Source organism: Bradyrhizobium sp. 61 (genome assembly GCF_023073075.1).
Taxonomy (GTDB): domain Bacteria; phylum Pseudomonadota; class Alphaproteobacteria; order Rhizobiales; family Xanthobacteraceae; genus Bradyrhizobium; species Bradyrhizobium barranii.
The window spans coordinates 55,044-80,467 of sequence record NZ_JADPIU010000052.1; the positions used below are offsets into that span (position 1 = coordinate 55,044).

General features: G+C 65.0%; 24 protein-coding genes. 15 read left to right on the plus strand and 9 right to left on the minus strand.

Annotation, left to right across the window (positions count from 1 at the left end; all coding sequences use genetic code 11):
- Positions 1–89: 89 nt before the first annotated feature.
- The 5 genes from IVB46_RS15225 to IVB46_RS15245 all read left to right on the plus strand — a co-directional run bounded on the left by IVB46_RS15225 (position 90) and on the right by IVB46_RS15245 (position 4,383).
- Positions 90–389 carry a putative quinol monooxygenase gene (locus IVB46_RS15225; RefSeq protein WP_014498210.1) on the plus strand — a complete coding sequence of 100 codons (300 nt, stop codon included), beginning with the start codon at positions 90–92 and terminating at the stop codon, positions 387–389.
- Between the two features lie 12 nt (positions 390–401).
- Positions 402–1,052 carry an urease accessory protein UreE gene (ureE, locus tag IVB46_RS15230; RefSeq protein WP_247302223.1) on the plus strand — a complete coding sequence of 217 codons (651 nt, stop codon included), beginning with the start codon at positions 402–404 and terminating at the stop codon, positions 1,050–1,052.
- A complete protein-coding gene (locus tag IVB46_RS15235; RefSeq protein WP_346016129.1) occupies positions 1,033–1,761 on the plus strand; it encodes an urease accessory UreF family protein in 729 nt (242 codons plus the stop codon). Before ureE ends, IVB46_RS15235 begins: the two co-directional genes overlap by 20 nt.
- 39 nt (positions 1,762–1,800) lie before the next feature.
- Positions 1,801–2,424 (plus strand): urease accessory protein UreG, encoded by a 624-nt coding sequence (gene ureG / locus IVB46_RS15240; RefSeq protein ID WP_063980981.1) that lies wholly within the window; start codon positions 1,801–1,803, stop codon positions 2,422–2,424.
- Between the two features lie 300 nt (positions 2,425–2,724).
- On the plus strand, positions 2,725–4,383 hold the full coding sequence (locus IVB46_RS15245) for an HWE histidine kinase domain-containing protein (protein ID WP_063980982.1): 1,659 nt from the start codon (positions 2,725–2,727) through the stop codon (positions 4,381–4,383).
- A gap of 73 nt (positions 4,384–4,456) precedes the next feature.
- On the opposite strand, the gene IVB46_RS15250 is transcribed toward IVB46_RS15245, so the two are convergent.
- The 5 genes from IVB46_RS15250 to IVB46_RS15270 all read right to left on the minus strand — a co-directional run bounded on the left by IVB46_RS15250 (position 4,457) and on the right by IVB46_RS15270 (position 8,665).
- On the minus strand, positions 4,457–5,065 hold the full coding sequence (locus IVB46_RS15250) for a TetR/AcrR family transcriptional regulator (RefSeq protein WP_247302567.1): 609 nt from the start codon (positions 5,063–5,065) through the stop codon (positions 4,457–4,459).
- 172 nt (positions 5,066–5,237) lie between these two features.
- Positions 5,238–6,380: an OpgC domain-containing protein gene (locus tag IVB46_RS15255; protein ID WP_247302225.1), complete on the minus strand. Its 1,143-nt coding sequence runs from the start codon at positions 6,378–6,380 to the stop codon at positions 5,238–5,240.
- A 187-nt stretch (positions 6,381–6,567) separates the two neighbouring features.
- Positions 6,568–7,023 carry a hypothetical protein gene (locus IVB46_RS15260; protein WP_247302228.1) on the minus strand — a complete coding sequence of 152 codons (456 nt, stop codon included), beginning with the start codon at positions 7,021–7,023 and terminating at the stop codon, positions 6,568–6,570.
- Positions 7,024–7,105: 82 nt separating this feature from the next.
- Entirely contained in the window at positions 7,106–7,477 is a 372-nt protein-coding gene (locus IVB46_RS15265; RefSeq protein WP_028148389.1) for a DUF883 family protein, read from the minus strand.
- 75 nt (positions 7,478–7,552) lie between these two features.
- Positions 7,553–8,665 carry an AI-2E family transporter gene (locus IVB46_RS15270; protein WP_247302230.1) on the minus strand — a complete coding sequence of 371 codons (1,113 nt, stop codon included), beginning with the start codon at positions 8,663–8,665 and terminating at the stop codon, positions 7,553–7,555.
- Positions 8,666–8,870: 205 nt separating this feature from the next.
- Here IVB46_RS15270 and IVB46_RS15275 point away from each other — a divergent pair, with 205 nt between their 5' ends.
- Together IVB46_RS15275 and IVB46_RS15280 are read left to right on the plus strand one after the other, a co-directional pair.
- Complete coding sequence (locus IVB46_RS15275) at positions 8,871–9,653, plus strand: L,D-transpeptidase (protein ID WP_247302232.1); 783 nt, start codon at positions 8,871–8,873, stop codon at positions 9,651–9,653.
- A gap of 17 nt (positions 9,654–9,670) precedes the next feature.
- The gene (locus IVB46_RS15280) at positions 9,671–10,324 is read left to right on the plus strand and encodes a DUF2865 domain-containing protein (protein ID WP_247302235.1); all 654 of its coding nucleotides are present in this window, start codon (positions 9,671–9,673) and stop codon (positions 10,322–10,324) included.
- A 223-nt stretch (positions 10,325–10,547) separates the two neighbouring features.
- Here IVB46_RS15280 and IVB46_RS15285 read toward each other — a convergent pair whose 3' ends face one another.
- A complete protein-coding gene (locus IVB46_RS15285) occupies positions 10,548–12,641 on the minus strand; it encodes a HAMP domain-containing methyl-accepting chemotaxis protein (RefSeq protein WP_247343060.1) in 2,094 nt (697 codons plus the stop codon).
- Positions 12,642–12,916: 275 nt separating this feature from the next.
- On the opposite strand from IVB46_RS15285, the gene IVB46_RS15290 reads away from it, so the two are divergent.
- Positions 12,917–13,072: a Thivi_2564 family membrane protein gene (locus tag IVB46_RS15290; RefSeq protein ID WP_011084288.1), complete on the plus strand. Its 156-nt coding sequence runs from the start codon at positions 12,917–12,919 to the stop codon at positions 13,070–13,072.
- 159 nt (positions 13,073–13,231) lie between these two features.
- On the opposite strand, the gene IVB46_RS15295 is transcribed toward IVB46_RS15290, so the two are convergent.
- The 3 genes from IVB46_RS15295 to cysD form a co-directional block, all read right to left on the minus strand.
- Complete coding sequence (locus IVB46_RS15295) at positions 13,232–15,397, minus strand: malate synthase G (RefSeq protein WP_247302239.1); 2,166 nt, start codon at positions 15,395–15,397, stop codon at positions 13,232–13,234.
- Positions 15,398–15,811: 414 nt separating this feature from the next.
- The gene (cysC, locus tag IVB46_RS15300) at positions 15,812–17,728 is read right to left on the minus strand and encodes an adenylyl-sulfate kinase (protein WP_247302241.1); all 1,917 of its coding nucleotides are present in this window, start codon (positions 17,726–17,728) and stop codon (positions 15,812–15,814) included.
- Positions 17,729–17,748: 20 nt separating this feature from the next.
- Entirely contained in the window at positions 17,749–18,543 is a 795-nt protein-coding gene (gene cysD, locus IVB46_RS15305) for a sulfate adenylyltransferase subunit CysD (RefSeq protein WP_247302243.1), read from the minus strand.
- Positions 18,544–18,779: 236 nt separating this feature from the next.
- On the opposite strand from cysD, the gene cysG reads away from it, so the two are divergent.
- From cysG to cysT, 7 genes are all read left to right on the plus strand, one after another.
- Positions 18,780–20,204, plus strand: coding sequence for a siroheme synthase CysG (gene cysG / locus IVB46_RS15310; protein WP_247302245.1), 1,425 nt, complete (start codon positions 18,780–18,782; stop codon positions 20,202–20,204).
- Positions 20,201–20,509 (plus strand): DUF2849 domain-containing protein, encoded by a 309-nt coding sequence (locus IVB46_RS15315; RefSeq protein ID WP_071916679.1) that lies wholly within the window; start codon positions 20,201–20,203, stop codon positions 20,507–20,509. Before cysG ends, IVB46_RS15315 begins: the two co-directional genes overlap by 4 nt.
- A 30-nt stretch (positions 20,510–20,539) precedes the next feature.
- Positions 20,540–22,195 (plus strand): nitrite/sulfite reductase, encoded by a 1,656-nt coding sequence (locus tag IVB46_RS15320; RefSeq protein WP_063980993.1) that lies wholly within the window; start codon positions 20,540–20,542, stop codon positions 22,193–22,195.
- A complete protein-coding gene (locus tag IVB46_RS15325) occupies positions 22,182–22,697 on the plus strand; it encodes a DUF934 domain-containing protein (RefSeq protein WP_063980994.1) in 516 nt (171 codons plus the stop codon). The genes IVB46_RS15320 and IVB46_RS15325 overlap by 14 nt, the downstream gene beginning before the upstream one ends.
- Entirely contained in the window at positions 22,694–23,425 is a 732-nt protein-coding gene (locus IVB46_RS15330; RefSeq protein WP_208088820.1) for a phosphoadenylyl-sulfate reductase, read from the plus strand. The genes IVB46_RS15325 and IVB46_RS15330 overlap by 4 nt, the downstream gene beginning before the upstream one ends.
- A gap of 124 nt (positions 23,426–23,549) precedes the next feature.
- A complete protein-coding gene (locus tag IVB46_RS15335) occupies positions 23,550–24,551 on the plus strand; it encodes a sulfate ABC transporter substrate-binding protein (RefSeq protein ID WP_028148402.1) in 1,002 nt (333 codons plus the stop codon).
- A 33-nt stretch (positions 24,552–24,584) separates the two neighbouring features.
- Positions 24,585–25,421, plus strand: a complete 837-nt coding sequence (cysT, locus tag IVB46_RS15340; protein WP_080584160.1) for a sulfate ABC transporter permease subunit CysT — start codon at positions 24,585–24,587, stop codon at positions 25,419–25,421.
- Positions 25,422–25,424: the final 3 nt, after the last annotated feature.

The following is a 25,424-nucleotide window of genomic DNA, read 5'->3' on the forward strand; positions in this document are numbered from 1 at the left end:
GGCGGCTTTTCCGGTTTTGCGTTCGACCCCGCCTGGTCTAAGGTCCCGCCCGGTATCTTACCTTAGAAGAAAAGCCGGGAGGATTTCTCGTGATTTACGTCGTTGCCACCTTGACCATCAAGCCCGAGACGCGCGCCGAATTCATTGCGGCCGCCACCGCCTGCATCAAGGAGACGCGGAAGGAGCCCGGCAATATCGCCTATGATTTGCACGAGAGCGTCACCGATCCCGCCAAGATGGTGTTCGTCGAGCAGTGGGAGAGCGCCGAGGCGCTGGTGCCGCATCGCGCCATGGAGCACATGAAGACGTTCGGCCGCGTCGCGGTGAAGTGTTTTACGGCGCCGCCGAAGATTGAAGTGATCACGCCCGAGAAGGTCGAGACACGGTAACGGGGTAAAAGCATGATCCGGGCGACGCAGGTTAAGGGACAGCACGGCTTCACGGAGACGCCGGCGGATACGGTGGTGCTCGATTTCGACGACCGGCACCGCCGCCGCATGGCGATGACGGGGACGCGGGGCCTCGAATTCCTGCTCGACCTGGAAAATGCCGTCGCGCTGCGCGGCGGTGATGCGTTGGTCCTGGAGGACGGCCGGCTGGTCGAAGTGGTCGCGGCGCCCGAGCCGCTGCTGGAGATCCGCGGCCGCGATCCGCACCACCTCATTCGCGTCGGCTGGCATCTCGGCAATCGCCATTTGCCGACGCAGATCATGGCCAAGAGCCTGCGCATCCGCCGCGACCATGTCATCGAGGCCATGGTGAAAGGCCTCGGTGCGCGCGTGATCGAGATCGAGGCGCCGTTCGATCCCGAAGGCGGCGCTTACGCCGACGGCGGCCACGCACATGGTCACGACGACCATGCGCATCACGATCACGGCCATCACCACCACGATCATGGCCACGATCACCATGACCATCATGGCCACGATCATCACGGCCACGAGCATCATGATCATGCCGCGCATGACCATGGCCACGACCACCACCACGACGAGCATTGCGACCACCCCGACCACCACCACGGCCACAAGCATGCTCATGACCACAAATGAGCCGGTGAGTGCCGGTGACCTCGCCGAGCGCGAGGCGGCGGCGCTGTACCGGCTGATGACGTGGCTGTCGCCGGCCTTTCCGGTCGGCGGCTTCTCCTATTCCAGCGGCATCGAATGGGCGGTCGAGGCGGGCGACATCACCGACACCGCGACCCTGGCCGACTGGCTCGACGCCATGCTGGGCGACGGCTCCGGCTTTTGCGATGCGACGTTCCTGGTCCACGCCTATCGCGCCACTGAATTGGGCGAGGACACCACCTTGAACGATATCGCCGAGCTCGCCGCCGCCTTCGTGCCGTCGCGCGAGCGGCAGCTCGAGACGAGTTCGCAGGGGCGCGCCTTCATCGACATCTCCCGCGCCGCGTGGGATGCCGACGGGCTGGATGCCATGGTTGCGGCATGTCGCACGGCACTGGTCTATCCCGTCGCCGTCGGCGTGGTCGCCGCGGTGCACGGCGTGCCGCTGGCGCCGACGCTGCACGCCTTCCTGCATGCGCTGGTCTCGAACTGGATTTCGGCGGCGAGCCGCCTCATTCCGCTCGGCCAGACCGACAGCCAGCGGGTGCTGGTGAAGCTGGAAGCCGCCGTTGCCGCGACCGCCAATCGTGCGTTGAATGCGACATTGGACGACCTCGGCAGCGCGACGTTTCGCGCCGATCTCGCCAGCCTGCGGCACGAGACGCAATATACGCGGCTGTTTCGCTCGTGAGCGGTGCGGCCTTTAATCCATCAAGAGAGAGCGAGTGACATGTCGAAATCTCACGGCCCCTTGCGCGTCGGAATAGGCGGCCCGGTCGGATCGGGCAAGACCGCGCTGATGGACCTGCTCTGCAAGACGATGCGCGAGCGCTATGACATCGCGGCGATCACCAACGACATCTACACCAAATGGGATGCGGAATTCCTCGTGCGCTCGGGCTCGCTGACGCCGGACCGCATCGCCGGCGTCGAGACCGGCGGCTGCCCGCACACCGCGATCCGCGAGGATGCTTCGATGAACCTGGCCGCGGTCGCGGACATGCGCGCAAAATTCCCCGGGCTCGACCTCGTGCTGATCGAGTCCGGCGGTGACAATCTGGCTGCCACTTTTTCCCCGGAGCTCGCCGACCTCACCATCTACGTCATCGACGTGGCGGCCGGCGACAAGATCCCGTCCAAGGGCGGCCCCGGCATCACCCGCTCCGACCTCCTGGTCATCAACAAGATCGACCTCGCGCCCCATGTCGGCGCCTCCCTGGAGAAGATGGAGACGGACGCCAGGCGCATGCGCGGCGCGCGCCCCTTCGTCATGACCAACCTGAAAAAGAGCGAGGGGCTCGACCAGATCGTCGGCTTTATCGAGGCCAAAGGCGGCCTGAAACGGGCAGGCTGACGGCGCGACGACGTGGCGCAGGGCGTCTTCCGCCGTTAACGTCTGGGGCAAAAGCCGCATCCGCGGAACAAATTTCGGACACGGCGATTAACTACCTCCGGTGCCCGGAGCAAAGCCTTCATGGCCAGACCATCGGCCGGGCGAATTAAGCTTTTCAGGCGACCGAAGTTGCGTACTGATGCCTCCTCCTTCATTATCTCCATTACTGGGGTCCACTCTGTTTCGGCACATGGCCGTTCGAGCGGCGTTGATATGCTCCGTGTTTATTGCCGACCTGCTGTTTTCGCCTGAGTAGTCGAAGTGGTCCGGCTGGGTTTTATCATCGGTTTCATCGCCCTGCTCGGAGCCCTGCTCTCCGGGCTCGCGGCCTATCGCGTCCACGACCAGGAGCTGGCACTGGACCGGATCGCGCTGGCGCGCGCGATCGACGTCCACGCGAGCCTGGTCCAGGACCGGCTGACCGAGCGCGAGCTGCTCGCGCGTGTCGCCTCAGGCTTGTTCCGTGCGCCGTCGGTCATCAAGCCGAACATGCTGGAGCCGCTGCGCTCGGCCATCTACGCCTTCAAGACCGATTTCGTGGTCGCCGGGTGGGTCGCCCGGCTGAAGCCGAACGAGCTTCTGCCGGCGGAGGACGCGATCGCGAGCGCCGGCTTCCCCAATCCGCAGATTCGCACGTATGACGACAAGCCGATCGATCTTGCGAAGGTCACCCAGCCGATCGACGTGCTGATGGACCTCGAACCGCGCAGCAACGAGACCAAGGCGCTGCCGGGCCGCAGCTACGAGCAGGATCAGGTGCGCAGCGCCATGCTGACGCGTGCGCGTGTCGAGAAGAGGTCGGTCGCCTCGGACCCGGTTCAGTTGCTGCGGGGCGGCGGGCCCATCGGCATCATCGTGGCCGCGCCCGTCATTCCCGAGGGCGCGACCGAGCCGGCCGGCTTCGTCACATTTTCCTATGAGCTCGCCTCCCTGATGCTGACCAATGACGACATGTCGTTGTTCTCGGTCGCGCTGAAGGATCCGCGCAGGGAAGGTGGCGAGCTCGTTGCCAACGACCAGGGCGTGGTCTCGTCACGCATGACGGCCGCGGACGGGCCGGCGCCGTCGGCGACGCGCACGGTGAGCTTTGGCGGGCGCGACTGGCATCTCGGCTACTACGCCAAGACCAATTCGGCGCGGCGCGCCGAGCAGACGGCGATCATCGTGGCGGCGATCGGTTTTGCCATCACCGCGATGGTGTGCGGCCTGTTCGGCTATGTCGCCTACAACAATCTGCGGCTCAGCCGGGAAATCCAGGTGCGGATCGGCTTCGAGCGCCGGCTGACCGCCGTCATCGACGAGCTCAACCACCGGGTCAAGAACATCCTGGCGGTGATCCAGTCGATCGTGACGCGCACGCTGCGCCACGGCTCGGACATCGACGTTGCGCGTGAACTGCTGATCGGCCGTATCCACGCCATGTCCAACGTGGTCTCGCTGCTCAGCGAGAGCCAGTGGCAGGGCGTCAAGCTGAAGGGCCTGTTCGAGGCGCGCGCCATCCCGCATGCCGACCGCATCGCCGTCACCGGCCCCGACATCGCGGTCAGCGCGCGCGCCGCGCAGAGCCTGTCGCTCCTGTTCTTCGAGCTCGCCTCGCACTCCGACGAAGGTCTGTCGCTGGTCGGAAAGCATCCGCACATCACCGCGAATTGGACGGTGACGGGCGAGGGGACCGACGAGGTCTTCCATTTCCGCTGGGAGGAGTTCAACACCAGCGAGGCGACGCGCCGCCCGGATTCCGATTTCGGTCTGATCCTGCTCGACCGTGTCGCGCCCGAAGCGCTCGGCGGCACCGCCAAGCGCTACTTCACCGACGCCTCCTACGTCTATGAATTGACGGCGCCGATGGAGACGGTGGTCGACATGTCCGAGCGCGACCGCACGGACAAGATCTCGGCGCCGGTCAGGCCGGTGCGATAGAGGTCGAGCTTCAGATCGTTGCTTTGAGCATGATCTTTTCGGAAAACCGCTTCGCACTTTTCCGGATCATGCTCTAACCCTTCGGCCGCAGCACCAGGTCGACCAGATTGCGCGCGTAGGCCGGCGTGATCGGTGCAATGCCGAAGACGTAGCGGTAGAACAGGCTGCCATAGATGGCGTCGTAGAGATCCTCGGGCGCTCCCACCGCCAGGATGCTGCCATCCGTCTGGCCAGCGGCGATCATCTCGACCAGTGCGTCGCGGCGGAATTGCAGGTAGCGGGCATAGAACAGCTCCGCCGAGCCGGTCTTGGAAATGCATTCGGAGACGACGGCGAGCTGCACCTTGCCGAACTCGCCCTGGAGCGCCTCGGCATAGGCCGCGGCATGGCGGCGTGCGCGCGCCGCGGGGCTGCCGGAGCTCGCAGGCGGCAGCGGCAGCATCTGCGCGGCATGATGAAGGAAGGCGTCGATCAGCAGCGCTTCCCGCGACGGCCACCATTTGTAGATCGTCATCTTGGAGACGCTGGAGTGGCGTGCGACGGCGTCGATGGAGGTGGCGGCAAGGCCGGTGGCGGCCATCAGCGCATAGGCGCTTTCGAGAATGGCGTTGGTGGTCTCGATCGATCGCGGCCGGCCGCGCCGGGGCGCGCTGTCAGCCTCATCACCCCCGCCCTTTGCCATCGCCACGCCCGGTCCCCTCACGCAGAGGCTCCCCGCATAGCGCAGCCACAGGTCTCGGCCTAGCAGAATCGCACGATTATTTGGCTCGAGCGAAGTGGGTACCGGTTCGCGTGAAGAAAACGCGTCAAGACAGGAATCTAGAGCTCCGTTCCGATTAGATCGGAACGGAGCTCTAGGCCTGCTGCCGCAGGGCGGCCGGAAGGTCCTGCCGCCTCGACCACGAGATGTAATAGGCCACTGCCGTCATCGCCGCGAAGCCAACGAGGCTTACCGCGATCTGCATCACCACGAGGTTCGGTCCGGTGATCAGGATGAGATGGCCGGCGAAGGACAGGAACACGGCAACGCAGAACACCGCGAGCCATTCCTCGCCGCATGTGATCACCGCCTGAAGCGGCCGCAACTTCAGGCCGGGGTGGTCGGCCGGAATGAGATGGGTCGCGAGGAAGGCAAGCGCGAGGAAATGGATCACGCGATAGGGCGCGAGATTTTCCTTGTCTGTCGGCGCGATGCTGTTGACGACGACGTCCGGCAAATAGACGGACAGCGCGGGCGAATGCCGCATCAAGGTGACGGCCATTGCGAAGATGAGATAGGCACCCGCAAGGATCCGCAGCCAGGACATGCCGTGCAACGCGCGTCCCGAGGCGCCTGTTACGGCGAACCAGCCGCCCAGGACCATCAGCATCTGCCAGCACAGCGGATTGAAGGTCCAGTCCTGGTCCGGATAGACCCGGAAATTCCAGTCGAACCAGCGCGCCGCAACGTACAGCGCGACCGATGCCGCCAGCGTCAGGTTCGGCCGCCGCAACAAACCCCACAGCGCAAACGGAAAGAACGCCATCAGCGGGATCATCAGTTGCAGGAGGTCGAGGTTCAGCGGCTCTTCCTGGAGCACGAGGCCGCGGACCAGGATGCGCACCGGATGATCGAGAATGCCCGAGATGTTGTATTCGTGGATGATCTCCGGCGCCATCGATTGCGAGGCGACATAGGCGATGGTGTCGATATAGATCACGAAGAGCACGACATAGGCGGCGTAGAGCCGCCAGACGCGGCGAAAGATGCGCGTCGCCGCGACGACGTAGCCGCGCTCCAGCGCCATCCTGCCGTGAATGATGGCGACGCCATAACCCACCACGAACACGAACAGGTCCGCGGCGCCGCTGAAGCCGAAATTTCGCAGCGTCAGGAGATTGACGACGTTGTTCGGGATGTGGTCGACGAACACCGACCAGTTGGCAATGCCGAGCGTCAAATACAATCTGGCATCGTGATGGAATGCGGCGAGGTTCGCCTTGACGGACGGTTTCATCGCGGAAAATGACTTTTGGAATCACGGGCGCTGCTTTTAGCGGCAACCGCCCGCCTATCCGAGTAGCGTTTGCGTGAGGGGGGCCAGAATTGTCCAATCTGGCGCAAAATTGCGCATGATCGCCGGATGGAATTCCCGCAAGCTCGCTCGTTCCGCCGACGACGAAATTATCTTAGCGCTTCGACCGCTATTCGGCCGGTTCAGCCGAGGCTTCGTCGGATGCGCCGGCGCGACTCGCCATAATTCCAAGGGCGACGCCGCCGATCGCCAGGATCGGCAGCAGCCGCTTGATTCCGATGGCGCGAACGATCTGGAGGCCCGTCGCGAGCAGCATGGGGTCGGCGAGCATGCTCGAAGCGGCCGACTTCGCGGCGCGCTCGGCGGCGATCCGGGCGCGCTTCCGCATCTCCCGCTTGTAGCCCCAATAGCTCCCCGCCGCGGCAAGCGTCAGCAGGAAGAAGATGCCGGCGCCGGCCAGGCAGGCCTGCACCGGTCCGTAGGTCTGAAGGACCGAGATGAAGGCGGCCGCGCAGAGAAAGCCCGTGGTGATGAAGAGCGCGAGTGCCGCGCCCGCGGCGAGCGATGTCAGGCGGACGGTCGTGCCCGTCGATGCGCTGATGCCGTCGATGATGCGCTGTAACATGGCCTTGCTCCTCAGATCCCCGCAAGCCGGCAGCGACGGCGCGACAGCGCCGCCGTAACAACGTCAAGGTCCTGCGCCCACGCTAGCGGCGCCAGGCGACACCGATCAGGAAGCCGATGCCGAGCGCGAGTCCGACGGTCGCGAGCGGCCGCTGCGTGATGGCATCTTCCAGCGTTTCCTCGATCGAGCCGTAGGCGTCTTGCGCAGCTTCCATCATGGCGCTGCCGCGATCCGACATGTCGTCGACCGCGGAATCCACGCTCTCGCGGGCCTGGCGATAGCCGCGGCGGGCCTGCTTGCTGGTGGAATTGGCAAAGGTGTTGAGCGCGTCGGTGATCTGATCGGTGAGGGCGGCGATATCGCTTTTCACGGCTGCTACATCCTTCTCGAGGCGTTCTCTGGTGGCTTTGTCGGTCCAGTCTCTCATCCCGGTTTCGCCATTGGTTGACATCAGGAGCTCCAAAGCTGTTGGCGGCTGAGATAGCCGGAAAACGTTTCGTGCCCGGGTAAGTTCCGTTCGGGAAACCGGTCATGCCTGCGGCAGCTGCGGCGAATTCTCCGGCAGCAGATGCTCCTTCAGGATCAGCCCGACGATCAGGAGCGGCGACGACAGGAATGCGCCCATCGGCCCCCACAGCCAGGTCCAGAAGGCCAGCGCGATGAAGACGGCAAGCGCGTTCAGGGAAAGCCTGCGCCCGATGATGGTCGGCGTGACGAAGTGCCCTTCCAGGAAGGTGATGCCGCCGAAGGCGAGGCCCGCCATCAGTCCGCCGCCGATAGTCGGGAAGGCGACGAGCCCCACCACGACCAGAATGACGAACATCGCGACTGGTCCGATGATCGGGATGAAGTTGAGCGCCGCCGCAAGCGCGCCGAGCCCGGCCGGGTTGGGCATGCCGGTGATGGCGCAGATGAGACCGGTTGCGATGCCCACGCCAACATTGATCAGCGTCACCGTCAAAAGATAGTTGCCGAGATGGACCTCGATCTCGTTGAGGATCCGCAGCGTGCGCAGCCGCGCGTCGCGATCGCCGAAATTCATGATCAGCGCCCGCCGTAGGTCGCGCCAGCTCGCGATGAACAGGATCAGGGTGGCGAAGAACAGCAGGAATTCGGCGAAGGTCGGCGACAGGAATTCCAGCGTCGGTTGCACCCATTCGGCTTTCGGCAGCGGAAGGCTTGGCAGCCCCTCGGAGCCGCCCACCATCGTCTGCAACTCCTTCCACAGCGCCAGCGGCCGGTCGAAGACGTGCATCTTCTCCTTCAACTGCGCGCCCAATTCCGGCAGGCGCGAGCTCCACTCCATCGCTGGCACGGCGATCAGCGCGACGACGAAGGCGACCACCGTCGTCACCGCGATCACGATCAGCACGGCGCCGAGGGCGCGCGGCACATGCCGCCGCTCGAGAAAGCTGGCGGCCGGCGACAACATGGTGCCGGCGACGACCGCCATCACGACCGGGAGGAAGAATGCCCTGGCGACGTAGAGCATGGCGACCACGGCAATCAGGAACAGACCGGCGAGCGCAAAGGCGACGAACTCGGTGCGGCGGATCACCGGCGGCAGCTCGACATGGCTGTCGGGAAGCGGGGCGCCCTCGTTATTGCCGGAAATCAGACGTTCAGTGGGAAGGACGCGCACAATATCTCCTCCCGCACGGAAGCCTCCGCGCGCCCATTGTTGGCAGTAGAACGTCCGGGCGGACGTTCCGGTTCCATCGCGGTTTCGTGAAGTTTTGCTCGCTTGACTGTGACGTCGCCGCCGCAGCGAGCGGGGGAACTTGAGTCGGTCCAGCTGCGTTGTTGGGAAGCCGCATCACCCTGATGCACATCCAACGGGGCAGCACATGACAAGGTTCTCTCCAGTCCGTCGCCGCTTCTCGCTGCGCGCCACTACCGCCATTGCCTTCGCGACAGCATTGCTGACCGTGCCCTTTGCGGCACAGGCCCAGACGCTCGGTTATGCGCCGATGCAGCCGCAGGGATATCTGCAGGACCCGAGCTATTCGCGGGGGTATGTCAACGCGGCGCCGCAGGCCGCCGACGAGGATGCCGCTCTGCCCGACCGGCTGCGCAAGCAGATCGTCAGCTTCGACCGGAACGAGCCGGCCGGGACCATCGTCATCGATACCGGCAACACTTACCTCTATTACGTGCTCGGCAATGGCCGCGCGATCCGTTACGGCGTCGGCGTCGGCCGACAAGGTTTCACCTGGGCCGGCGTCCAGAGCGTCAGCCGCAAGGCCGAGTGGCCGGACTGGCATCCGCCGGCCGAGATGATCGCGCGTCAGCCTTATCTGCCGCGCTTCGTCGCCGGCGGACCCGGCAATCCGCTCGGTGCACGCGCGATGTATCTCGGCTCGAGCGAATACCGCATCCACGGCACCAACGATCCCACCACGATAGGCAAGTTCGTGTCCTCCGGTTGCATTCGCATGACCAACGAGGACGTCACGGACCTGTTCAGCCGCGTCAATGTCGGCGCCAAGGTGGTGGTGCTGCCGAAGAACGCCCCGCTGATGGCCAAGGGGTACGACAGGGGCGGCGACCCCGTACGCAAGCGCCCGCCGGTGACGACGCTGCCTTCGGGGCGCCAGGCGCTGAACATCACGACGTCGGCAGTGAACTGAGAGTTGAGCGAGGTCATATGAAGAGACGTTCGATCGGCAAACTGGCCGGTGGCGCGGCGGCGTGCTTCGCCGTCGCCTCGTTCGGCCTCGCGTTGACGCCGTCGGCGCATGCGGAAGACTTCTTCTCGGCGCTGTTCGGCGGCTTCCGCGCGCGCTCCGCGCCGGAGATCCGCATGCCGTTCCCGACCGATGACATGCCGCGCTACGACACGCCGCGCCAGCGGGCCTCTTATGGCGGCGGCATCGCCTATTGCGTGCGCGGTTGCGATGGCCGCTACTTCCCGGCGCAAGGAAACGACACCGAAAGCAAGGCGCAATCCTGCAAGAGCTTCTGCCCGACGTCCGAAACCTCGCTGGTCTATGGCAGCAACATCGACGACGCCACGACGGACAAGGGAAAATCCTATTCCGACCTGCCCAACGCGTTCCGCTTCCGCAACGAGATCGTCGCGGGCTGCACCTGCAACGGCAAGGATCCGGTCGGACTCGCCCAGGTCAAGGTCGAGGACGATCCGACCTTGCGCAAGGGGGACATCGTCGCGGGCAGCGATGGCCTGGTGGTCGCCAACCGCAACGCCAACGACCGCCGTGGCGTCGCGATGAATTTTTCGCCGCTGCCGGAGTCGGTGCGCGCCAGGTTCCGCCAGGTGCCGGTGGTCGCGAAGGAGTAGGGGCGGTGCGGCCTCAAGTGGGTTGCGGCGCTAGCGCCTCGATCTCCACTGTCGTCCCGGACAAGCGGAGCGCAGATCCGGGATCCATAACCACAGGAAGCGGTTTGACGAAGGCACGTGGTTAGCAGCTTGCGCGACAACTTCTCCCTGTGGTTATGGGTCCCGGCGTTCGCCGGGACGACACTGAAGGTGTAGCGGCAGCTTTCTATCCAATCCGCAAGTCCTACGCCGCGCGGATCTTCCCCAGGAAGTCGCTGACCTGCTGGCCGAGCTGACGGCTCTGGGTTTCCAGCGTTTCCGAGGCTTGCTTGACGTTGTCCGCCGCACCGGCGGCAGCATCGGCGTCGGCCTTCACGCCGGTGATGTTGTCGGAGACGTTCCTGGTGCCCTGCGCCGCAAATTGCGTGCTGCGGGTGATCTCCTGGGTCGCCGCGCCCTGCTCCTGCACGGCGGCGGCGATCGCGGTGGCGACCTCGTTCACTTCGCCGATGATGCCGCCGATGGTCTGGATCGCGTTGATGGCGTCGCTCGCCACCCTCTGGATGTCGGCGATCTGCCCGGAGATTTCCTCGGTGGCTTTTGCGGTCTGGCTGGCCAGCGATTTCACCTCGGAGGCGACGACCGCGAAACCGCGCCCGGCTTCGCCCGCACGTGCGGCCTCGATCGTGGCGTTGAGCGCGAGCAGATTGGTCTGCGCCGCGATGGTGTTGATCAGGCCGACGACCTCGCCGATGCGTCCTGCGGACTGCGCCAGCCCTTGCACCGTGCCGTCGGTCTCGCGGGCCTGGTTGACGGCGCGGCTGGCAATGCCTGCGGCGTGCGCCGCCTGCTGGCTGATGTCGTTGATCGAGGCGGAGAGCTCCTCGGCGGCGGCGGCGACGCTGTCGACGCTCATGGAGGCGTCGTTGGAGGCCTTGCCGGCGACCTGGACGCGGTCGTTGGTCTGGCGCGACACCGCGGACAGGTCGCCCGAGGTCTTGCGCATCTCGCCGGACGCTTCGCTCAGTTCGCCGAGCGTCTTGCGCACCGCGCCCTCGAACTCGCCGACATAAGTCTCGACGGCGCGCTGGCGCGCGGCCGCGCCGACATTGCGCTCGCGCTCATGCTCTTCGATCTTGAGCTTCTCGGTCGCCTGCTGCTTGAAGGTTTCCAGCGCGCCGGCAAGCGCGCCGATCTCGTCCTGGCGGTCGAGATAGCCGCTGTCGACGGCAAGGTCGCCGCCGGCGACCTTGAGCATGGCGTCGCGGATGGTGTTGAGGGGATGGATGACGCGGCGGCTGACCAGCATGACCGCGCCGACGGCGAGGCCGAGGGCAAGCGCCAGGAGTGCAAGCTGCACGATCAGCGCGCGCTGCGCGGTACTGCGCTGCTCCTGCGTGTAGGTCCGGGCGGCGTCGAGCGCGGCTTCGGCCACCGCGACCGCACTGGCCATACGGCCGACCGTGAGCGGGCTCCACTGGTTGGCCGTCATCTCGGCCTTCTCACCCTTGACCAGGGTGTCCGCGAGACGGTCGCGCAAGGTGAGATATTGCGGCTCGAAATAGGCGGTCTTGGCCGTGGTCATGGCGGATGCGAGTGCGGGCGGCAATTGCATGCCCGAGGTCGACAATTCCAGCGCTTTCCACATCGCGGCCGTACCGCCGACAAATTGGGTGTAGTTGTAGCGGCCCTCCGGCGTGATCTTGCCGGCCGCAAGTCCGGTCGAGACGATCAGTGAGGCCTCGCCCGCGGTGTTGCGGAGCAGCCAGGCGCTCTGCTTGATCGACAGCAGCTGGTCGATCACGGCATCCTGGTGGTTGACGGTGGCGGCGAGGACGCCCGAGAGCTTGTCGAGCACGTCGAGCAGCCCCTGCGTCGTCTCCATGTATTCCTTGGTCAGGCCGGCGCGGCGCTGGTCCTTCGGTTTGGCAACATCCTCCCAGAACTGCTTCTGCTCTTCGCCCAGCAATTTGTAGAGCCGCGCGAGCTCCGGCACCAGCGCGCCCGATTGCGGGAAGTCGATGCTCGGCAGCAGCTCGAGCGCGCGGGCCATCGCCGGCATCTGCGCATCGCGCAGCGCGCGCAGATATCTCTCGATCTCGGAGTCCATCGGCTCGGTCGCGTTCAGCAGCCGCGACGTGGTCGAGCGGTCGGTGCGCAGATTGTGCATCGCCTTGAACAGATCGGCGGAGGCGTCGGCGATCTGCGAGATGCGGTTGGCGGTCTTGAGGCGGTCCCAGGAGGCGTAGGCGGTGAGCGAGAGTGCAATCACCACACAGACCGAGGTGATGGCGATCACCGCCTTCAGCAGCGCGGACACGGTCAGACGATTCAGCATCGAAGCCCCCCTAAATTCCCATTGCAAAGTTCGTCGAGACGCCCCGGCAACATCAAAAACGGAGGGGCAGACAGATCGGCAATCGCATGCCGTTTGCGGCGCATCACCCAAACGGTTTCTGCATCTGAAACGAAAAGGGTAAAGTTTTAGGCAGGCCGGCTGATCGTAGAATTACGTATTTACTAGAAGTTGCAGTGGGTTGCCGTGATGGAACCTGCGCGGGAGATGGGCGTTAGAACACCGTCAGACAATTTGCCTGAAGGGGGGTCCTTGCGATGCTGGTCGGCGTACTCGTCACCTTTCTCGTCGTCATTCTCGTGCTCTATCTCATCAACATGCTGCCCATGGACGGTCGCGCCAAGCAGATCGCGCGCGTGGTCGTCATCATCATCGGCGTGGTGTCGCTGCTGAAATATCTGACGGTGTTCTAGCGGGGCTGGGCGCGTAGCCCGGATGGAACGCAGCGAAATCTGGGGGGCCTGCCCCAAGCAACGCCGGTCCCGGATTGCGCTTCGCTCCATCCGGGCTACGGTCCGAAAACAAAAAAGCCCCGGCGCGAGCCGGGGCTTTGGTGTTTGAATGATCGGGCTTTAGCCCGCAGCCTTGGCCTCGCGGCGGCGGGCGGTGAGGATGTACTCGGTGTAGCCGTTCGGCTGCTCGCGCCCCTTGAAGATCAGGTCGCAGGCGGCCTTGAAGGCGACCCCGTCGAAGGCGGGCGCCATCGGCTTGTAGATCGCGTCGCCCGCGTTCTGCTTGTCGACGACGACGGCCATGCGCTTGAGCGATTCCATCACCTGCGCCTCGGTGATGACACCCTGGTGCAGCCAGTTGGCGAGATGCTGGCTGGAGATGCGCAAGGTGGCGCGGTCTTCCATCAGGCCGACATCGTGGATATCGGGCACCTTGGAGCAGCCGACGCCCTGGTCGATCCAGCGCACGACATAGCCGAGGATGCCCTGGCAGTTGTTGTCGATCTCCTGCTTGACGTCGTCGGGCGCCCAGTTCGACTTCGACACCGGGATGGTGAGGATGTCGGAGAGCTTCGCGCGCGGACCGCCCTTGGTGAGCTCCTGCTGGCGCGCGGTGACGTTGACTTGGTGATAGTGCAGGGCGTGCAGCGTCGCTGCGGTCGGCGAGGGCACCCAGGCGGTGGTGGCGCCGGCCTGCGGATGCGCGAGCTTCTGTTGCAGCATGTCCGCCATCTTGTCGGGCGCGGCCCACATGCCCTTGCCGATCTGGGCATGGCCGGGCAGGCCGTCGATCAGGCCCATGTCGACGTTCCAGTCCTCATAGGCCTTGATCCAGGCCTGCGCCTTCATCTCGTTCTTGCGGATCATCGGGCCCGCTTCCATCGAGGTGTGGATCTCGTCGCCGGTACGGTCGAGGAAGCCGGTGTTGATGAACATGATGCGCTTGGAGGCGCGCTGGATGCAGGCCTTGAGGTTGACGGTGGTACGCCGCTCCTCGTCCATGATGCCGACCTTGAGCGTGTTCTCGGGCAGCGAGAGCATCTTCTCGACGCGATCAAAGATCTCGCAGGTCAGCGACACCTCGTCCGGGCCGTGCATCTTCGGCTTGACGATATAGGCAGATCCGGTGCGGCTGTTCTTGACCTTGGAGTTGCCCTTGAGGTCGTGGATGGCGAGCAGGCCGGAGACGGCGGCGTCGAGCAGGCCTTCCGGAACTTCCTCGCCGGCCTCGTCCAGCACCGCGTCGGTGAACATGTGGTGACCGCAATTGCGCATCAGCAGCAGGCTGCGGCCATGCAGCTTCACTTCGCCCTTGCCGTCCGGCGTCTTGTAGCTGCGGTCACTGTTGAGCGAACGGGTCAGCGTCTTGCCGCCCTTCTCGAAATCGGCCGAGAGCGTGCCGTTCATCAGGCCAAGCGTGTTGCGATAGACCAGCACCTTGTCCTCGGCATCGACCGCGGCGACCGAGTCTTCCATGTCGAGGATGGTCGAGACCGCGGACTCCATGATCATATCGGCGACGCCGGCGGGATCGTCCTTGCCGATCACGCTGCTGCGGTCGATCTTGACCTCGACGTGCAGGCCGTTGTTGGCGAGCAGCACCGCGGACGGCGCGGCGGCATCACCCTGGAAGCCCGCGAATTGCGCGGCGTTCTTCAGCGCGGTGGCATTGCCGCTCTTCAGCTTCACCGCGAGCTGGCCCGCCACGACGCTGTAGGCGGTGACGTCGGTGTGGCTGCCGGTCGCCAGCGGCACGGCGGCATCGAGGAACGCCTTGGCCTTGGCGATCACCTTGTCGCCGCGCGCCTTGTTGTAATCCTTGCCGCTCTCGGCAGCGTCGTGCGGGATCGCGTCGGTGCCGTAGAAGGCGTCATAGAGCGAGCCCCAGCGCGCATTCGCCGCGTTCAGCGCGTAGCGCGCGTTGGTGAGGGGCACGACGAGCTGCGGGCCGCAGATCTTGCCGATCTCTTCGTCCACATTGGCGGTCTCGACCTTCTGCGTTGCCGGCTCGGGGACGAGATAGCCGATCTCCTTCAGGAAGGCGGTATAGGCATCGAGGTCGAACGCCTTGCCCTTGTTGGCACGGTGCCAGTCGTCGATCTTGGCCTGCAGCGTGTCGCGCACGGCGAGCAGCGCGCGGTTCTTCGGCCCCAGATCCTTGATGATGGCGGCGACCCCGGCCCAGAACGCATCCGGCGCGATCCCCGTTTTCGGGGCCGCTTCCTTGGCGATGAAGTCAAACAGGACGGGAGCGATCTTCAATCCGTGGGCGTCGACGCGTTTCATGATGGGCTTTCTTGTTGGAAATGGCTGTTTTTTGGCTGCTTTTGACCCGACAGCAGCAAAATGCGCCCATAAGGGGCGGCTTTCAGGGCCTATTAGCCCCAAAATCGGGGCCGTGAGAAGGCCTCCAAAAGTTGTCAAAATGTCAAGGCGAGGTGTGGGAGGCAGCTCGTTTTACAAACGCTTGAGCCCGGCTTAGCGCCACGCGCACAACTGCGCTCCCTCCCCCTTGCGGGGGAGGGCAGGGGAGAGGGGTAGCCCAGGAAAAGGTGTGTCTGTCCTCGACGATGAAATCATGTAGCGCCGATGGAGAGAGTCCCCGTGCGGACCCCTCTCCCTAGCCCTCCCCCGCAAGGGGGGAGGGAACGCAGTAGAGCGTGGGGACAGAGCGCGGCGTCTCTCGTGGAGAGCGCGCGCTCAAATATTCGCGGCGAGGTCCACGAGCTCGTCGAACAGCACGCCGGTGGTCTTCAGCATCCGTTCGATCTCGTCCGCGGCGTCCGCAACCGTGCGGGCTGACGTGTCGATCACGAGCTCGGCAGCCTGCGGCGCTTCGTAGTCGTTGCCGATGCCGGTGAACGACGCCAGCGCGCCGGCGCGGGCCTTCTTGTAATGGCCCTTGGGATCGCGATCCTCGCAGACCTCTGCCGGCGTCGCGACATGGATCTCGCGGAACGCGGTGTCGGCGATGCGGCGCGCGGTCGCGCGGTCCTCACGGGCCGGCGAGACGGCGGCGACGATCGCGATGTGGCCGTTGCGGGCGAGATGGGTCGCGACCTCGGCGAGGCGGCGGATGTTCTCGCTGCGGTCGGCGGCGGAGAAGCCGAGATCGTTGTTGAGCCCAGCGCGCAGCGTGTCGCCGTCGAGCAGGATCGGCGAGCCGCCATTGGTGAACAGCCGACGTTCCAGCGCCTTTGCCAACGTCGACTTGCCGGACGCAGGCAGGCCGGTGAGCCAGACCACGGCGCCGTTGTGGCGGTAGCGCGCGGAGCGTTCGTCGGGCCGCAGCGCCGATTCCACCGGCACGATGTCGACCGGCACGGCGCGCTGGCCGGCATCGACCGACAGCACGAGACCACCGCCGGCGATGCGCCCCGAAACCTCGATCACGAGACGGCCGGTCCGCGGATTCTCGGTGTAGGGATCGGCGGCAATCGGGCTCGAAAGGGAAATGTCGATCTCGCCGACATGGTTGCGGCCGATCGCCTTGTTCTCGACGCTCGACAGCTCGCCGGGATCGACCGCCTTCTCGATGGCGACGACGGTGGCGCGGCTTTCCTTCGGGCCGCAGCGGACCAGGAGCTGGTCGCCCTTGGCGAGCGGCTTGTCGTGCAGCCAGAAGATCCGCGCGCGCAGGCGGCGCGTCTCGCGCGGCGCGGAGCCGACATGCGCGACGATGTCGCCGCGCTCGATGAACAATTCGCGGTCGAGCGTGATGCCGACCGAGCGCCCCGCGCCCTGCCGTCCCGCGACCGGCGTTACCGGCCAGCTTTCGACCGTCTTGATCCTGGCGATCTTGCCGGCCGGCATGATCACGATCTCGTCGCCGGCAATGAGGCTGCCGGATTCGATGCGGCCCGCCACGATGCGGCGATCGTCGAACTTGTAGATCGCCTGCACCGGCAGGCGCAGGGCGAGGGCTTCCAGCGGACGCGCCGGCTCGAGCCGATCCAGCGCCTCGACCACGGTCGGACCCTTGTACCAGCCGATGCGGTCGGTGCGCTCCGCGACGCCGTCGCCGTCGCGGGCCGAGATCGGGATCACCGCCGTCGGCGTCACGCCGAGGCCGTTGAGATGCGCCGAAATCTCGTCGCTGATTTCTTTGAAGCGCTCGGCGCTGAAATCGACGCGGTCCATCTTGTTGACGACGATCGCGACCTGCTTCACGCCAAGCAGATGCAGGAGATAGCCGTGCCGACGGGTCTGGTCACGCACGCCTTCGAGCGCGTCGATGATCAGCACCGCGCCGTCGGCCTGCGAAGCGCCGGTGATCATGTTGCGCAGGAATTCGGCATGGCCGGGCGCGTCGATCAGCACGATGTCGCGCGAATTGGTGCGGAAGCGGATCTGCGTGGTGTCGATGGTGATGCCCTGGTCGCGCTCGGTCTGGAGCGCGTCGAGCAGGAACGACCATTCGAACGGCATGCCGCGCCGCGCGCTGACGGCTTTCAGCATCTCGAGCTTGCCGTCGGGCAGGCTGCCGGTCTCGTGCAGCAGGCGGCCGACCAGCGTCGACTTGCCGTGGTCGACATGGCCGACGATGACGATGCGGACCTGCGGACGCGTGGTGCCGTTCGGAGTTGCGGGCGAAGCGGGGGTGACGATCATGTTCATAGCCGCGTTGCGTCCTTGAATCAGAGATAGCCGGCGACGCGCAGACGCTCGAAGGCGTCCTCGGTCTCATGGTCGAGCGCACGGCCGGCACGTTCCGGCACCTTGGTCTGCTCGAGCTCGGCCAGGATCTCGTCGATGTTCGACGCGGTCGACGCGACCGGATTGGTGATGTCCTGATCGCCCAGCGAGCGATAGCGCTTGCCGTCCTTGGCGAGATACAGCGGGATGATCGGAATGTTCTCGCGCTTGGTGTAGGCCCAGATGTCGGCCTCGGTCCAATGCAGGATCGGATGGATGCGCAAATGCGCGCCTTGCGGCGGCGACGCATTGAAATGATCCCAGAACTCCGGCGGCTGGTCGCGCACGTCCCAATTGCCTTCGAGCCCGCGCGGCGAGAACACGCGCTCCTTGGCGCGCGTCGCCTCTTCGTCGCGGCGGATGCCGGCGATCAGGCCGTCAAAGCCGAATTTGGCGAGCGCCATCTTCAGACCTTCGGTCTTGCGCGCAGCGGAACGGGCCGCCGGCGGCAGCGTTGGGTCGACGGCATCGATCGGCGGGCAGGGTTCGACGCGCAGGTCGAGCTCCCACTCTTTCCCGTAGTGATCGCGGAAGCGATACATCTCCGGAAACTTCTTGCCGGTATCGACGTGGAGGGCCGGGAACGGCAGCCGGCCGAAGAACGCCTTGCGCGCCAGCCAGATCATGACGTTGGAGTCCTTGCCGAGCGACCACAGCAGGGCGATCTTCTTCAGGCGGCCAAAGGCCTCGCGAAAAATGTAGATGCTCTGCGCCTCGAGCTGGTCCAAATGGTCCATGCTGGGGGCGGTCAGCCCGACGGGAATTTGCTCGGAAACGGGAGCCCGTAAGTCCCGTCCATCTGCACCGGAATCGGTCCTGAGAAGATGCATCTCTGCCACTTTGCGTTTGGAGGCGAATTTTCTATAGTTGCGGTGCAGAAGAGAAGAAAAAATTTTCTCTTTGCGCGCCCGAAACGACACATATATAGAAAATAATTCCAGTCAACCCCGGATGTGGGGGAAGCGAGTATCGCATGCGGTTCTTGCCGGTGTTCCTCGATCTCAAGGCCGGTCCGGTGGTCCTCATCGGCGCGGGTGAGCTTTTGCGCGCCAAACTGCGCGTGCTCGCTGCTGCCGGTGCGCGCATCCGCGTGCATGCGATCGACGGCAATCAGGACCTGAGCCTCAGTTCCGAAGACGCTGCGCGGGTTGAAATCGCCACTGGCGATCCGCTCACCGCCGATCTCTCGGGCGTCATTGCCATCGTTTGCGCCGGCGCGGGCGATGTCGGCGTTGCCATGTCGGCGCGCGCCAAGGCGCTCGGCCTGCCCGTCAACGTCATGGACGATCTCGAACATTCCAGCTTCATCTTTCCGGCGATCGTCGATCGCGGCGACGTGGTGGTCGCGGTCGGCACCGGCGGCACCTCGCCCGTGGTGGCGCGGCGCGTGCGCGAGAAGATCGAGGCGCTGCTGCCGGCCCGCATCGGCGAGCTTGCCGAGTTCATCGGCGGCTTCCGCAAATCCATCAACGAGCGCATCGCCGAGTTTCCGCTGCGCCGCCGCTTCTGGGAGCGCGTCATCGACGGTCCGATCGGCGCGTCCGTGCTCGCGGGCCGCAAGTGCGAGGCCGACGCCGCGATCAAGGCGATCTCCGATCCGTCCGCGTTCGCGCGTGCCGACAAGCCGGAAGGCTCCGTCGCGCTGGTCGGCGCCGGGCCCGGCGATCCCGACCTTCTCACCATCAAGGCGCTGCGCGCGCTCCAGGATGCCGACATCGTCTTCCATGACGAACTGGTCTCGGGTGAAATTCTCGACCGCATCCGCCGCGACACCACGCGCGTTCCGGTCGGCCGCCGCGTCGGCAAGCCGGGCATCGGCCAGGACGCCATCAACAAGCGCATGATCGAGGCCGCGCAATCCGGCCAGCGCGTGGTGCGGCTGAAGGGCGGCGACCCCATCGTGTTCGGCCGCGGCGGCGAAGAGGTCGAAGCGCTGCGCGCGGCCGGCGTCGCCTATTCGATCATTCCCGGCATCACCGCTGGGCTCGGCGGCGCCGCCGATTTCGAGGTGCCGCTGACCTATCGTCATGAGGCGACCCGCATCACCTTCCTCACCGCGCACAAGGCGCGCGATGCCGAGAATGTGGACTGGTCGACGCTGACCGACACCAAGATGACCGTCGTGGTCTACATGGGCATGACCGCTGCCCCCGCAATCCGCGAAGGCCTGTTCGCGGCCGGCCGTTCGCCGGAGACGCCGGTCGGCGTGTTCTCCCGCGTCACGCGGCCGGACGCACAAGGCGCGATCGGCACGCTGCGCGACCTGCCCGAGCTCGTGCGGCGGACCCATGGCGGTCCCGCCATCCTCATCATCGGCGACGTGGTCCGGCATGCCGGTTCACTTCGCCGCGAAACACCCAAACAAATCATCTCTGACCTCCTGGATGCTGCCGAATGACCTCTCCCTTGCAAAAGAAACTTAAAATCAGCGATTCCTCCGTCGTGACCGCTAACCGTACCTGGGATGGCGTTGTCGTCTACCGCACCGCTGCCAAGGGCTGGTCGGCTGACCTCGCAGACGCCGCGATCGTGCGAAACTCCGATGAGGCGAAAGCGTTGCTCGCCGAGGCCGTGGCCGATGACGTCGGCGCGATTGGTCCCTATATCGCTCCGGTCCAGATCGGCGAGGACGGCAAGATCGTGCCCGGAAATCTGCGCGAGCAGATCCGCCGCGATGGCGTGACCATCGACTTGCCGGTTTAATCGCAGGTCGGGCTGTAAGGCACTTTAATCATGTACGCTTACGACGAAATCGATCGCACGCTGGTCAACGAGCGCGTCTCGGAATTCCGCGACCAGGTGCAACGCCGTCTCTCGGGCGAGTTGACCGAGGACGAATTCAAGATGCTGCGCTTGCAGAACGGCGTCTATCTGCAACTGCACGCCTACATGTTCCGCGTCGCGATTCCCTACGGAACGCTGGCGTCGAACCAGTTGCGGCAGCTTGCCCATGTCGCGCGCAAATATGACCGCGGCTACGGCCATTTCACCACGCGCCAGAACATCCAGTTCAACTGGATCAAGCTTTCGGACCTGCCGGATGCGCTGGCCGATCTTGCCGAGGTCGGCATCCACGCGATGCAGACCTCCGGCAACAACATGCGCAACGTCACCTCGGATCAGTGGGCCGGCGTCGCGCCGGGCGAGATCGAGGATCCCCGCATCTGGTCGGAGCTGATCCGCCAGCACACTACGCTGCATCCGGAATTCTCGTTCCTGCCGCGCAAGTTCAAGATCGCGATCACCGCGTCGGATCACGACCGCGCTGCGATCAAGGTCCACGACATCGGCCTGCGGCTGATCAAGAACGAGAAGGGCGAAACCGGCTTCGAGGTGCTGGTCGGCGGCGGTCTCGGCCGCACGCCGTTCATCGGCAAGACCATCAAGCACTTCGTCCACGGCCGCGATCTCCTGAGCTATATCGAGGCGATCCTGCGCGTCTACAACCAGTACGGACGCCGCGACAATATCTACAAGGCGCGCATCAAGATCCTGGTGCACGAGCTCGGCATCGAAAAGTTCTCCCGCGAGGTCGAGGAGGAGTGGCAGCATATCCGCAACTCCTCGCTTCAGATCGACGACGAGGTGATCGAGGACATCCGCTCGCGCTTCATCTATCCGGCTTATGAGAAGCTGCCGCACATGCCGGACGAGCTGCGCCAGGCCGCGGCCGATCCCGATTTCGAGGCGTGGCGCAAGAACTCGGTCGCCGCGCACAAGAACCCGGGCTACTCCATCGTCACGATCTCGCTGAAGCCGATCGGCGCGCCTCCGGGCGATGCCACGGCCGAGCAGATGGATGCGCTGGCCGATCTCGCCGACAAATATTCCTTCGGCGAGATCCGCGTCGGTCATGAGCAGAATTTGGCGCTGCCGCATGTTGCCAAGCGCGACCTGCCGGCGCTGTGGAAGGCGCTCGACAAGCTTGGGCTGGCGACGCCGAACGTCAACCTGATCACCGACATCATCGCCTGCCCGGGACTCGACTATTGCTCGTTGGCCAATGCGCGCTCGATCCCGATCGCGCAGGAGCTGACGCGGCGCTTTGCCAACCATGAGCTCGCCAATCTGATCGGGCGGCTGCATATCAACATCTCCGGCTGCATCAATGCCTGCGGCCATCATCATGTTGGCCATATCGGCATTCTCGGTGTCGAGAAGAACGGCGAGGAGGTCTACCAGATCACCATCGGCGGCCGTGCCGACGAGAGCGCCGCGCTTGGCAATCTGATCGGCCCCGGCGTCAAGTTTGACGAGGTCGCTGACGTCGTCGAGGACATCGTGGAAGCCTATCTGGCGCTGCGCGAGCGGCCGGAGGAGCTGTTCGTCGACACCGTGAAGCGCCTCGGCGTCGAACCCTTCAAGGAGCGCGTCTATGCCACTCGTTAACGGCGGAAAAATCGCCGACGACAGCTTCGTCAAGCTTGCCGTCGACACGCCGCTGCCCGAGGGCGGCGACATCCTGGTGCCGGCCGAGCGCTTCCTCAGTGATGCGGACGCGCTGCTCAAGCGCGGCGGCAAGGTCGGCGTGATCTGGCCGAACAATCGCGATATCGCCGAGCTCGTGCCCTATCTCGGCAAGATCGCCGTCGTCGCATTGGTGTTCCCGAGCTTCCGCGATGGCCGCGCCTACAGCCAGGCGCGCCTGCTGCGCGAGCGCTATAATTATCGCGGCGATTTGCGTGCCACCGGCCAGGTGCTGCGCGATCAGTTCGTGTTCATGCTGCGTGCCGGCTTCGATTCCTTCGAGGTCAAGAAGCAGGCCGACGCGGAAGCCTTCATGCAGACGGCGAAGCGCTATTCGGTGTTCTATCAGCCGACCGGCGACGGCCGCATCACCGCGCTGCACCGGCGGATGCAGCTGCGTCACTCCGAAGGTGTCGGCACGTGAACGCAATCGCGCCCCAGGTCGCTTCGGTGTCCGCGTCCGCGCTGCCCTCGGCGGAGGAACTCGATCGCGCGCTGCGCGATGCTTCGCCCGCGGAGGTCATCGCCGCGGCGTTGCAGGCGGTCGGGCGCGAGAAGCTTGCGCTGGTGTCGTCCTTCGGCACGGAATCGGCGACGCTGCTGAAGGTCATGGCCGACGTCGATCCGGCGATCCCCGTGATCTTCCTCGACACCGGCTGGCTGTTCGAGGAGACGCTGGCCTATCGCGACACGCTGATCGCGGAACTCGGCTTGAAGGACGTCCGCTCGATCAGGCCTGCCGAGGAGACGCTGTCGCGCGAAGATCCCGACCGCGACCTCTGGTTCTCCGATCCAGACGCCTGCTGCCGCATCCGCAAGGTCGAGCCGCTGGCGCGTGCGCTGAAGCCGTTCGATGCGTGGCTCAATGGCCGCAAGCGCTTTCAGGGTAATGCGCGCACCGACATTCCGGTGGTCGAGGATGATGGCGCGCGGTTGAAGTTCAACCCCTTCGCCAATGTCTCGCGCGAGGAACTCGAAGCCATTTTCGTCCGCGCCAAATTGCCGCGTCATCCGCTGGTGGAGTCCGGTTTCCTGTCGGTTGGGTGTATGCCTTGCACCAGCAGAACGGCCGAGGGCGAGGATGCACGCGCCGGTCGCTGGCGCGGCCGAGCCAAGACAGAATGCGGCATCCACACGATGAAGACTTCGTAGCACAGTCGAGCTGTCCGGCTACGAACAAGAAAATCCGGTTCCGTTGACTTGAGAGCGTTTCGCCCCGAGTTATGCCCGCGTGCCATCGATGACGATGACGTCGTCGAGGTGAATGGAGATGGACATGATGCGCCGTATCGTTCCGCTCGCGGCAGGGCTGCTCTTGACTGGATTGTTGGCAAGCTCGGCTCTCGCCGCTGACATCAATCTCTTGAACGTGTCGTACGATCCGACGCGTGAGCTCTATGCCGAGTTCAACAAGGCGTTCGCGAATGCCTATCAGAAGGAAACCGGCAAGAGCGTCGAGATCAAGCAGTCGCATGGCGGCAGCGGCTCGCAGGCGCGTGCCGTGATCGACGGATTGCAGGCCGACGTGGTGACGCTCGCGCTTGCCTATGACATCGACGCCGTCGCGAACAAGGGCCTCACCGCGACCGACTGGCAGAAGCGTCTGCCGCAGAATTCATCGCCCTATACCTCGACCATCGTGTTTCTGGTGCGCAAGGGCAATCCGAAGGGCATCAAGGACTGGGACGATCTGCTCAAGACCGGTGTCTCGGTGATCACGCCGAACCCGAAGACCTCCGGCGGGGCGCGCTGGAATTATCTCGCGGCCTGGGGCTTTGCCCAAAAGAAATACGGCTCGGCCGACAAGGCCAAGGACTTCATCGGAAAGCTCTACCAGCAGGTGCCGGTGCTCGACACCGGTGCGCGCGGCGCCACCGTGACCTTCGTCGAGCGCGGCGTCGGCGACGTGCTGCTGGCCTGGGAGAACGAGGCCTACCTCGCTCTGAAGGAGTTTGGTGCGCAGAAGTTCGAGATCGTGGCGCCGCCGCAATCGATCCTCGCCGAGCCGCCGGTCGCGATCGTCGACAAGGTTGCCGATAAAAAAGGCACCCGCAACGCGGCCGATGCCTACCTCCAGTATTGGTATACCAAGGAAGGTCAAGAAATCGCCGCGCGCAATTTCTACCGTCCGCGCGACGCCGAGATCGCCAAGAAGTACGAAAACTCCTTCGCCAAGGTCGAACTGTTCACGATCGACGACGTTTTCGGCGGCTGGACCAAGGCGCAGAAGGAACATTTTGCCGACGGCGGCGTCTTTGATCAGATCTACAAGAACTGATCGGGCGCCGTCTTAGGAGTAGCAGGGGGCCTGGTGAGCGCAGTTGCAGCACGACGACGGACATTGCCGGGCTTCGGTCTCACGATGGGACTGACGCTTTCCTGGCTCTCCATCATCATCCTGATTCCGCTTGCCGGGCTGTTCCTGAAATCGCTGGAGCTGAGCCCCGAGCAATTCTGGAACATCCTGTCCAGCCGCCGCACCCTCAACGCCTTGCGCGTCTCCTTCGGCCTCGCCTTTGCGGCGGCCTGCGTCAATCTCGTCATGGGCAGCATCATCGTCTGGGCGCTGGTGCGTTACCGCTTCCCCGGACGCCGGCTGTTCGACGCCATCGTCGACGTGCCGTTCGCGCTGCCGACCGCGGTCGCCGGCGTCGCGCTGACCGCGCTGTTTGCCGAGAAGGGCTGGCTAGGTGCGCCGCTCGCCGCGCTCGGCATCAAGGTGGCGTTCACGCCGATCGGCATCTTCGTCGCCATGATCTTCATCGGCATCCCCTTCGTGGTGCGCACCGTGCAGCCGGTGCTCCAGGACCTCGACCCCGAGATCGAGGAGGCCGCCGGCAGCCTCGGCGCCAGCCGCTGGCAGACCATCATCCGCGTGATCCTGCCCTCGCTCGGACCGGCGCTGCTCACCGGCCTCGCACTCGCCTTCGCCCGCGCGGTCGGCGAATACGGCTCGGTGATCTTCATCGCCGGCAATCTGCCTAATGTCTCCGAGATCGCACCGCTCCTGATCGTGATCCGGCTGTCCGAATTCCGCTATGCCGACGCGACCGCCATCGCCGTGGTCATGCTCGTCGTCTCCTTCGTCATCATCTTCGCCGTCAACCGGCTCCAGCGCTGGGCGCAGAGCCGGATTCCGGCGCGCTGAGGG

Coding starts and splice junctions, on each gene's coding strand:
- ureE (WP_247302223.1), top strand. CDS start 402: ATGATCCGGGCGACGCAGGTTAAGGGACAGCACGGCTTCACGGAGACG.
- IVB46_RS15235 (WP_346016129.1), top strand. CDS start 1,033: ATGCTCATGACCACAAATGAGCCGGTGAGTGCCGGTGACCTCGCCGAG.
- ureG (WP_063980981.1), top strand. CDS start 1,801: ATGTCGAAATCTCACGGCCCCTTGCGCGTCGGAATAGGCGGCCCGGTC.
- IVB46_RS15250 (WP_247302567.1), bottom strand. CDS start 5,065: ATGGCAAAGGGCGGGGGTGATGAGGCTGACAGCGCGCCCCGGCGCGGC.
- IVB46_RS15255 (WP_247302225.1), bottom strand. CDS start 6,380: ATGAAACCGTCCGTCAAGGCGAACCTCGCCGCATTCCATCACGATGCC.
- IVB46_RS15260 (WP_247302228.1), bottom strand. CDS start 7,023: ATGTTACAGCGCATCATCGACGGCATCAGCGCATCGACGGGCACGACC.
- IVB46_RS15275 (WP_247302232.1), top strand. CDS start 8,871: ATGACAAGGTTCTCTCCAGTCCGTCGCCGCTTCTCGCTGCGCGCCACT.
- IVB46_RS15280 (WP_247302235.1), top strand. CDS start 9,671: ATGAAGAGACGTTCGATCGGCAAACTGGCCGGTGGCGCGGCGGCGTGC.
- IVB46_RS15285 (WP_247343060.1), bottom strand. CDS start 12,641: ATGCTGAATCGTCTGACCGTGTCCGCGCTGCTGAAGGCGGTGATCGCC.
- IVB46_RS15290 (WP_011084288.1), top strand. CDS start 12,917: ATGCTGGTCGGCGTACTCGTCACCTTTCTCGTCGTCATTCTCGTGCTC.
- IVB46_RS15295 (WP_247302239.1), bottom strand. CDS start 15,397: ATGAAACGCGTCGACGCCCACGGATTGAAGATCGCTCCCGTCCTGTTT.
- cysC (WP_247302241.1), bottom strand. CDS start 17,728: ATGAACATGATCGTCACCCCCGCTTCGCCCGCAACTCCGAACGGCACC.
- cysD (WP_247302243.1), bottom strand. CDS start 18,543: ATGGACCATTTGGACCAGCTCGAGGCGCAGAGCATCTACATTTTTCGC.
- cysG (WP_247302245.1), top strand. CDS start 18,780: ATGCGGTTCTTGCCGGTGTTCCTCGATCTCAAGGCCGGTCCGGTGGTC.
- IVB46_RS15315 (WP_071916679.1), top strand. CDS start 20,201: ATGACCTCTCCCTTGCAAAAGAAACTTAAAATCAGCGATTCCTCCGTC.
- IVB46_RS15320 (WP_063980993.1), top strand. CDS start 20,540: ATGTACGCTTACGACGAAATCGATCGCACGCTGGTCAACGAGCGCGTC.
- IVB46_RS15325 (WP_063980994.1), top strand. CDS start 22,182: ATGCCACTCGTTAACGGCGGAAAAATCGCCGACGACAGCTTCGTCAAG.
- IVB46_RS15335 (WP_028148402.1), top strand. CDS start 23,550: ATGATGCGCCGTATCGTTCCGCTCGCGGCAGGGCTGCTCTTGACTGGA.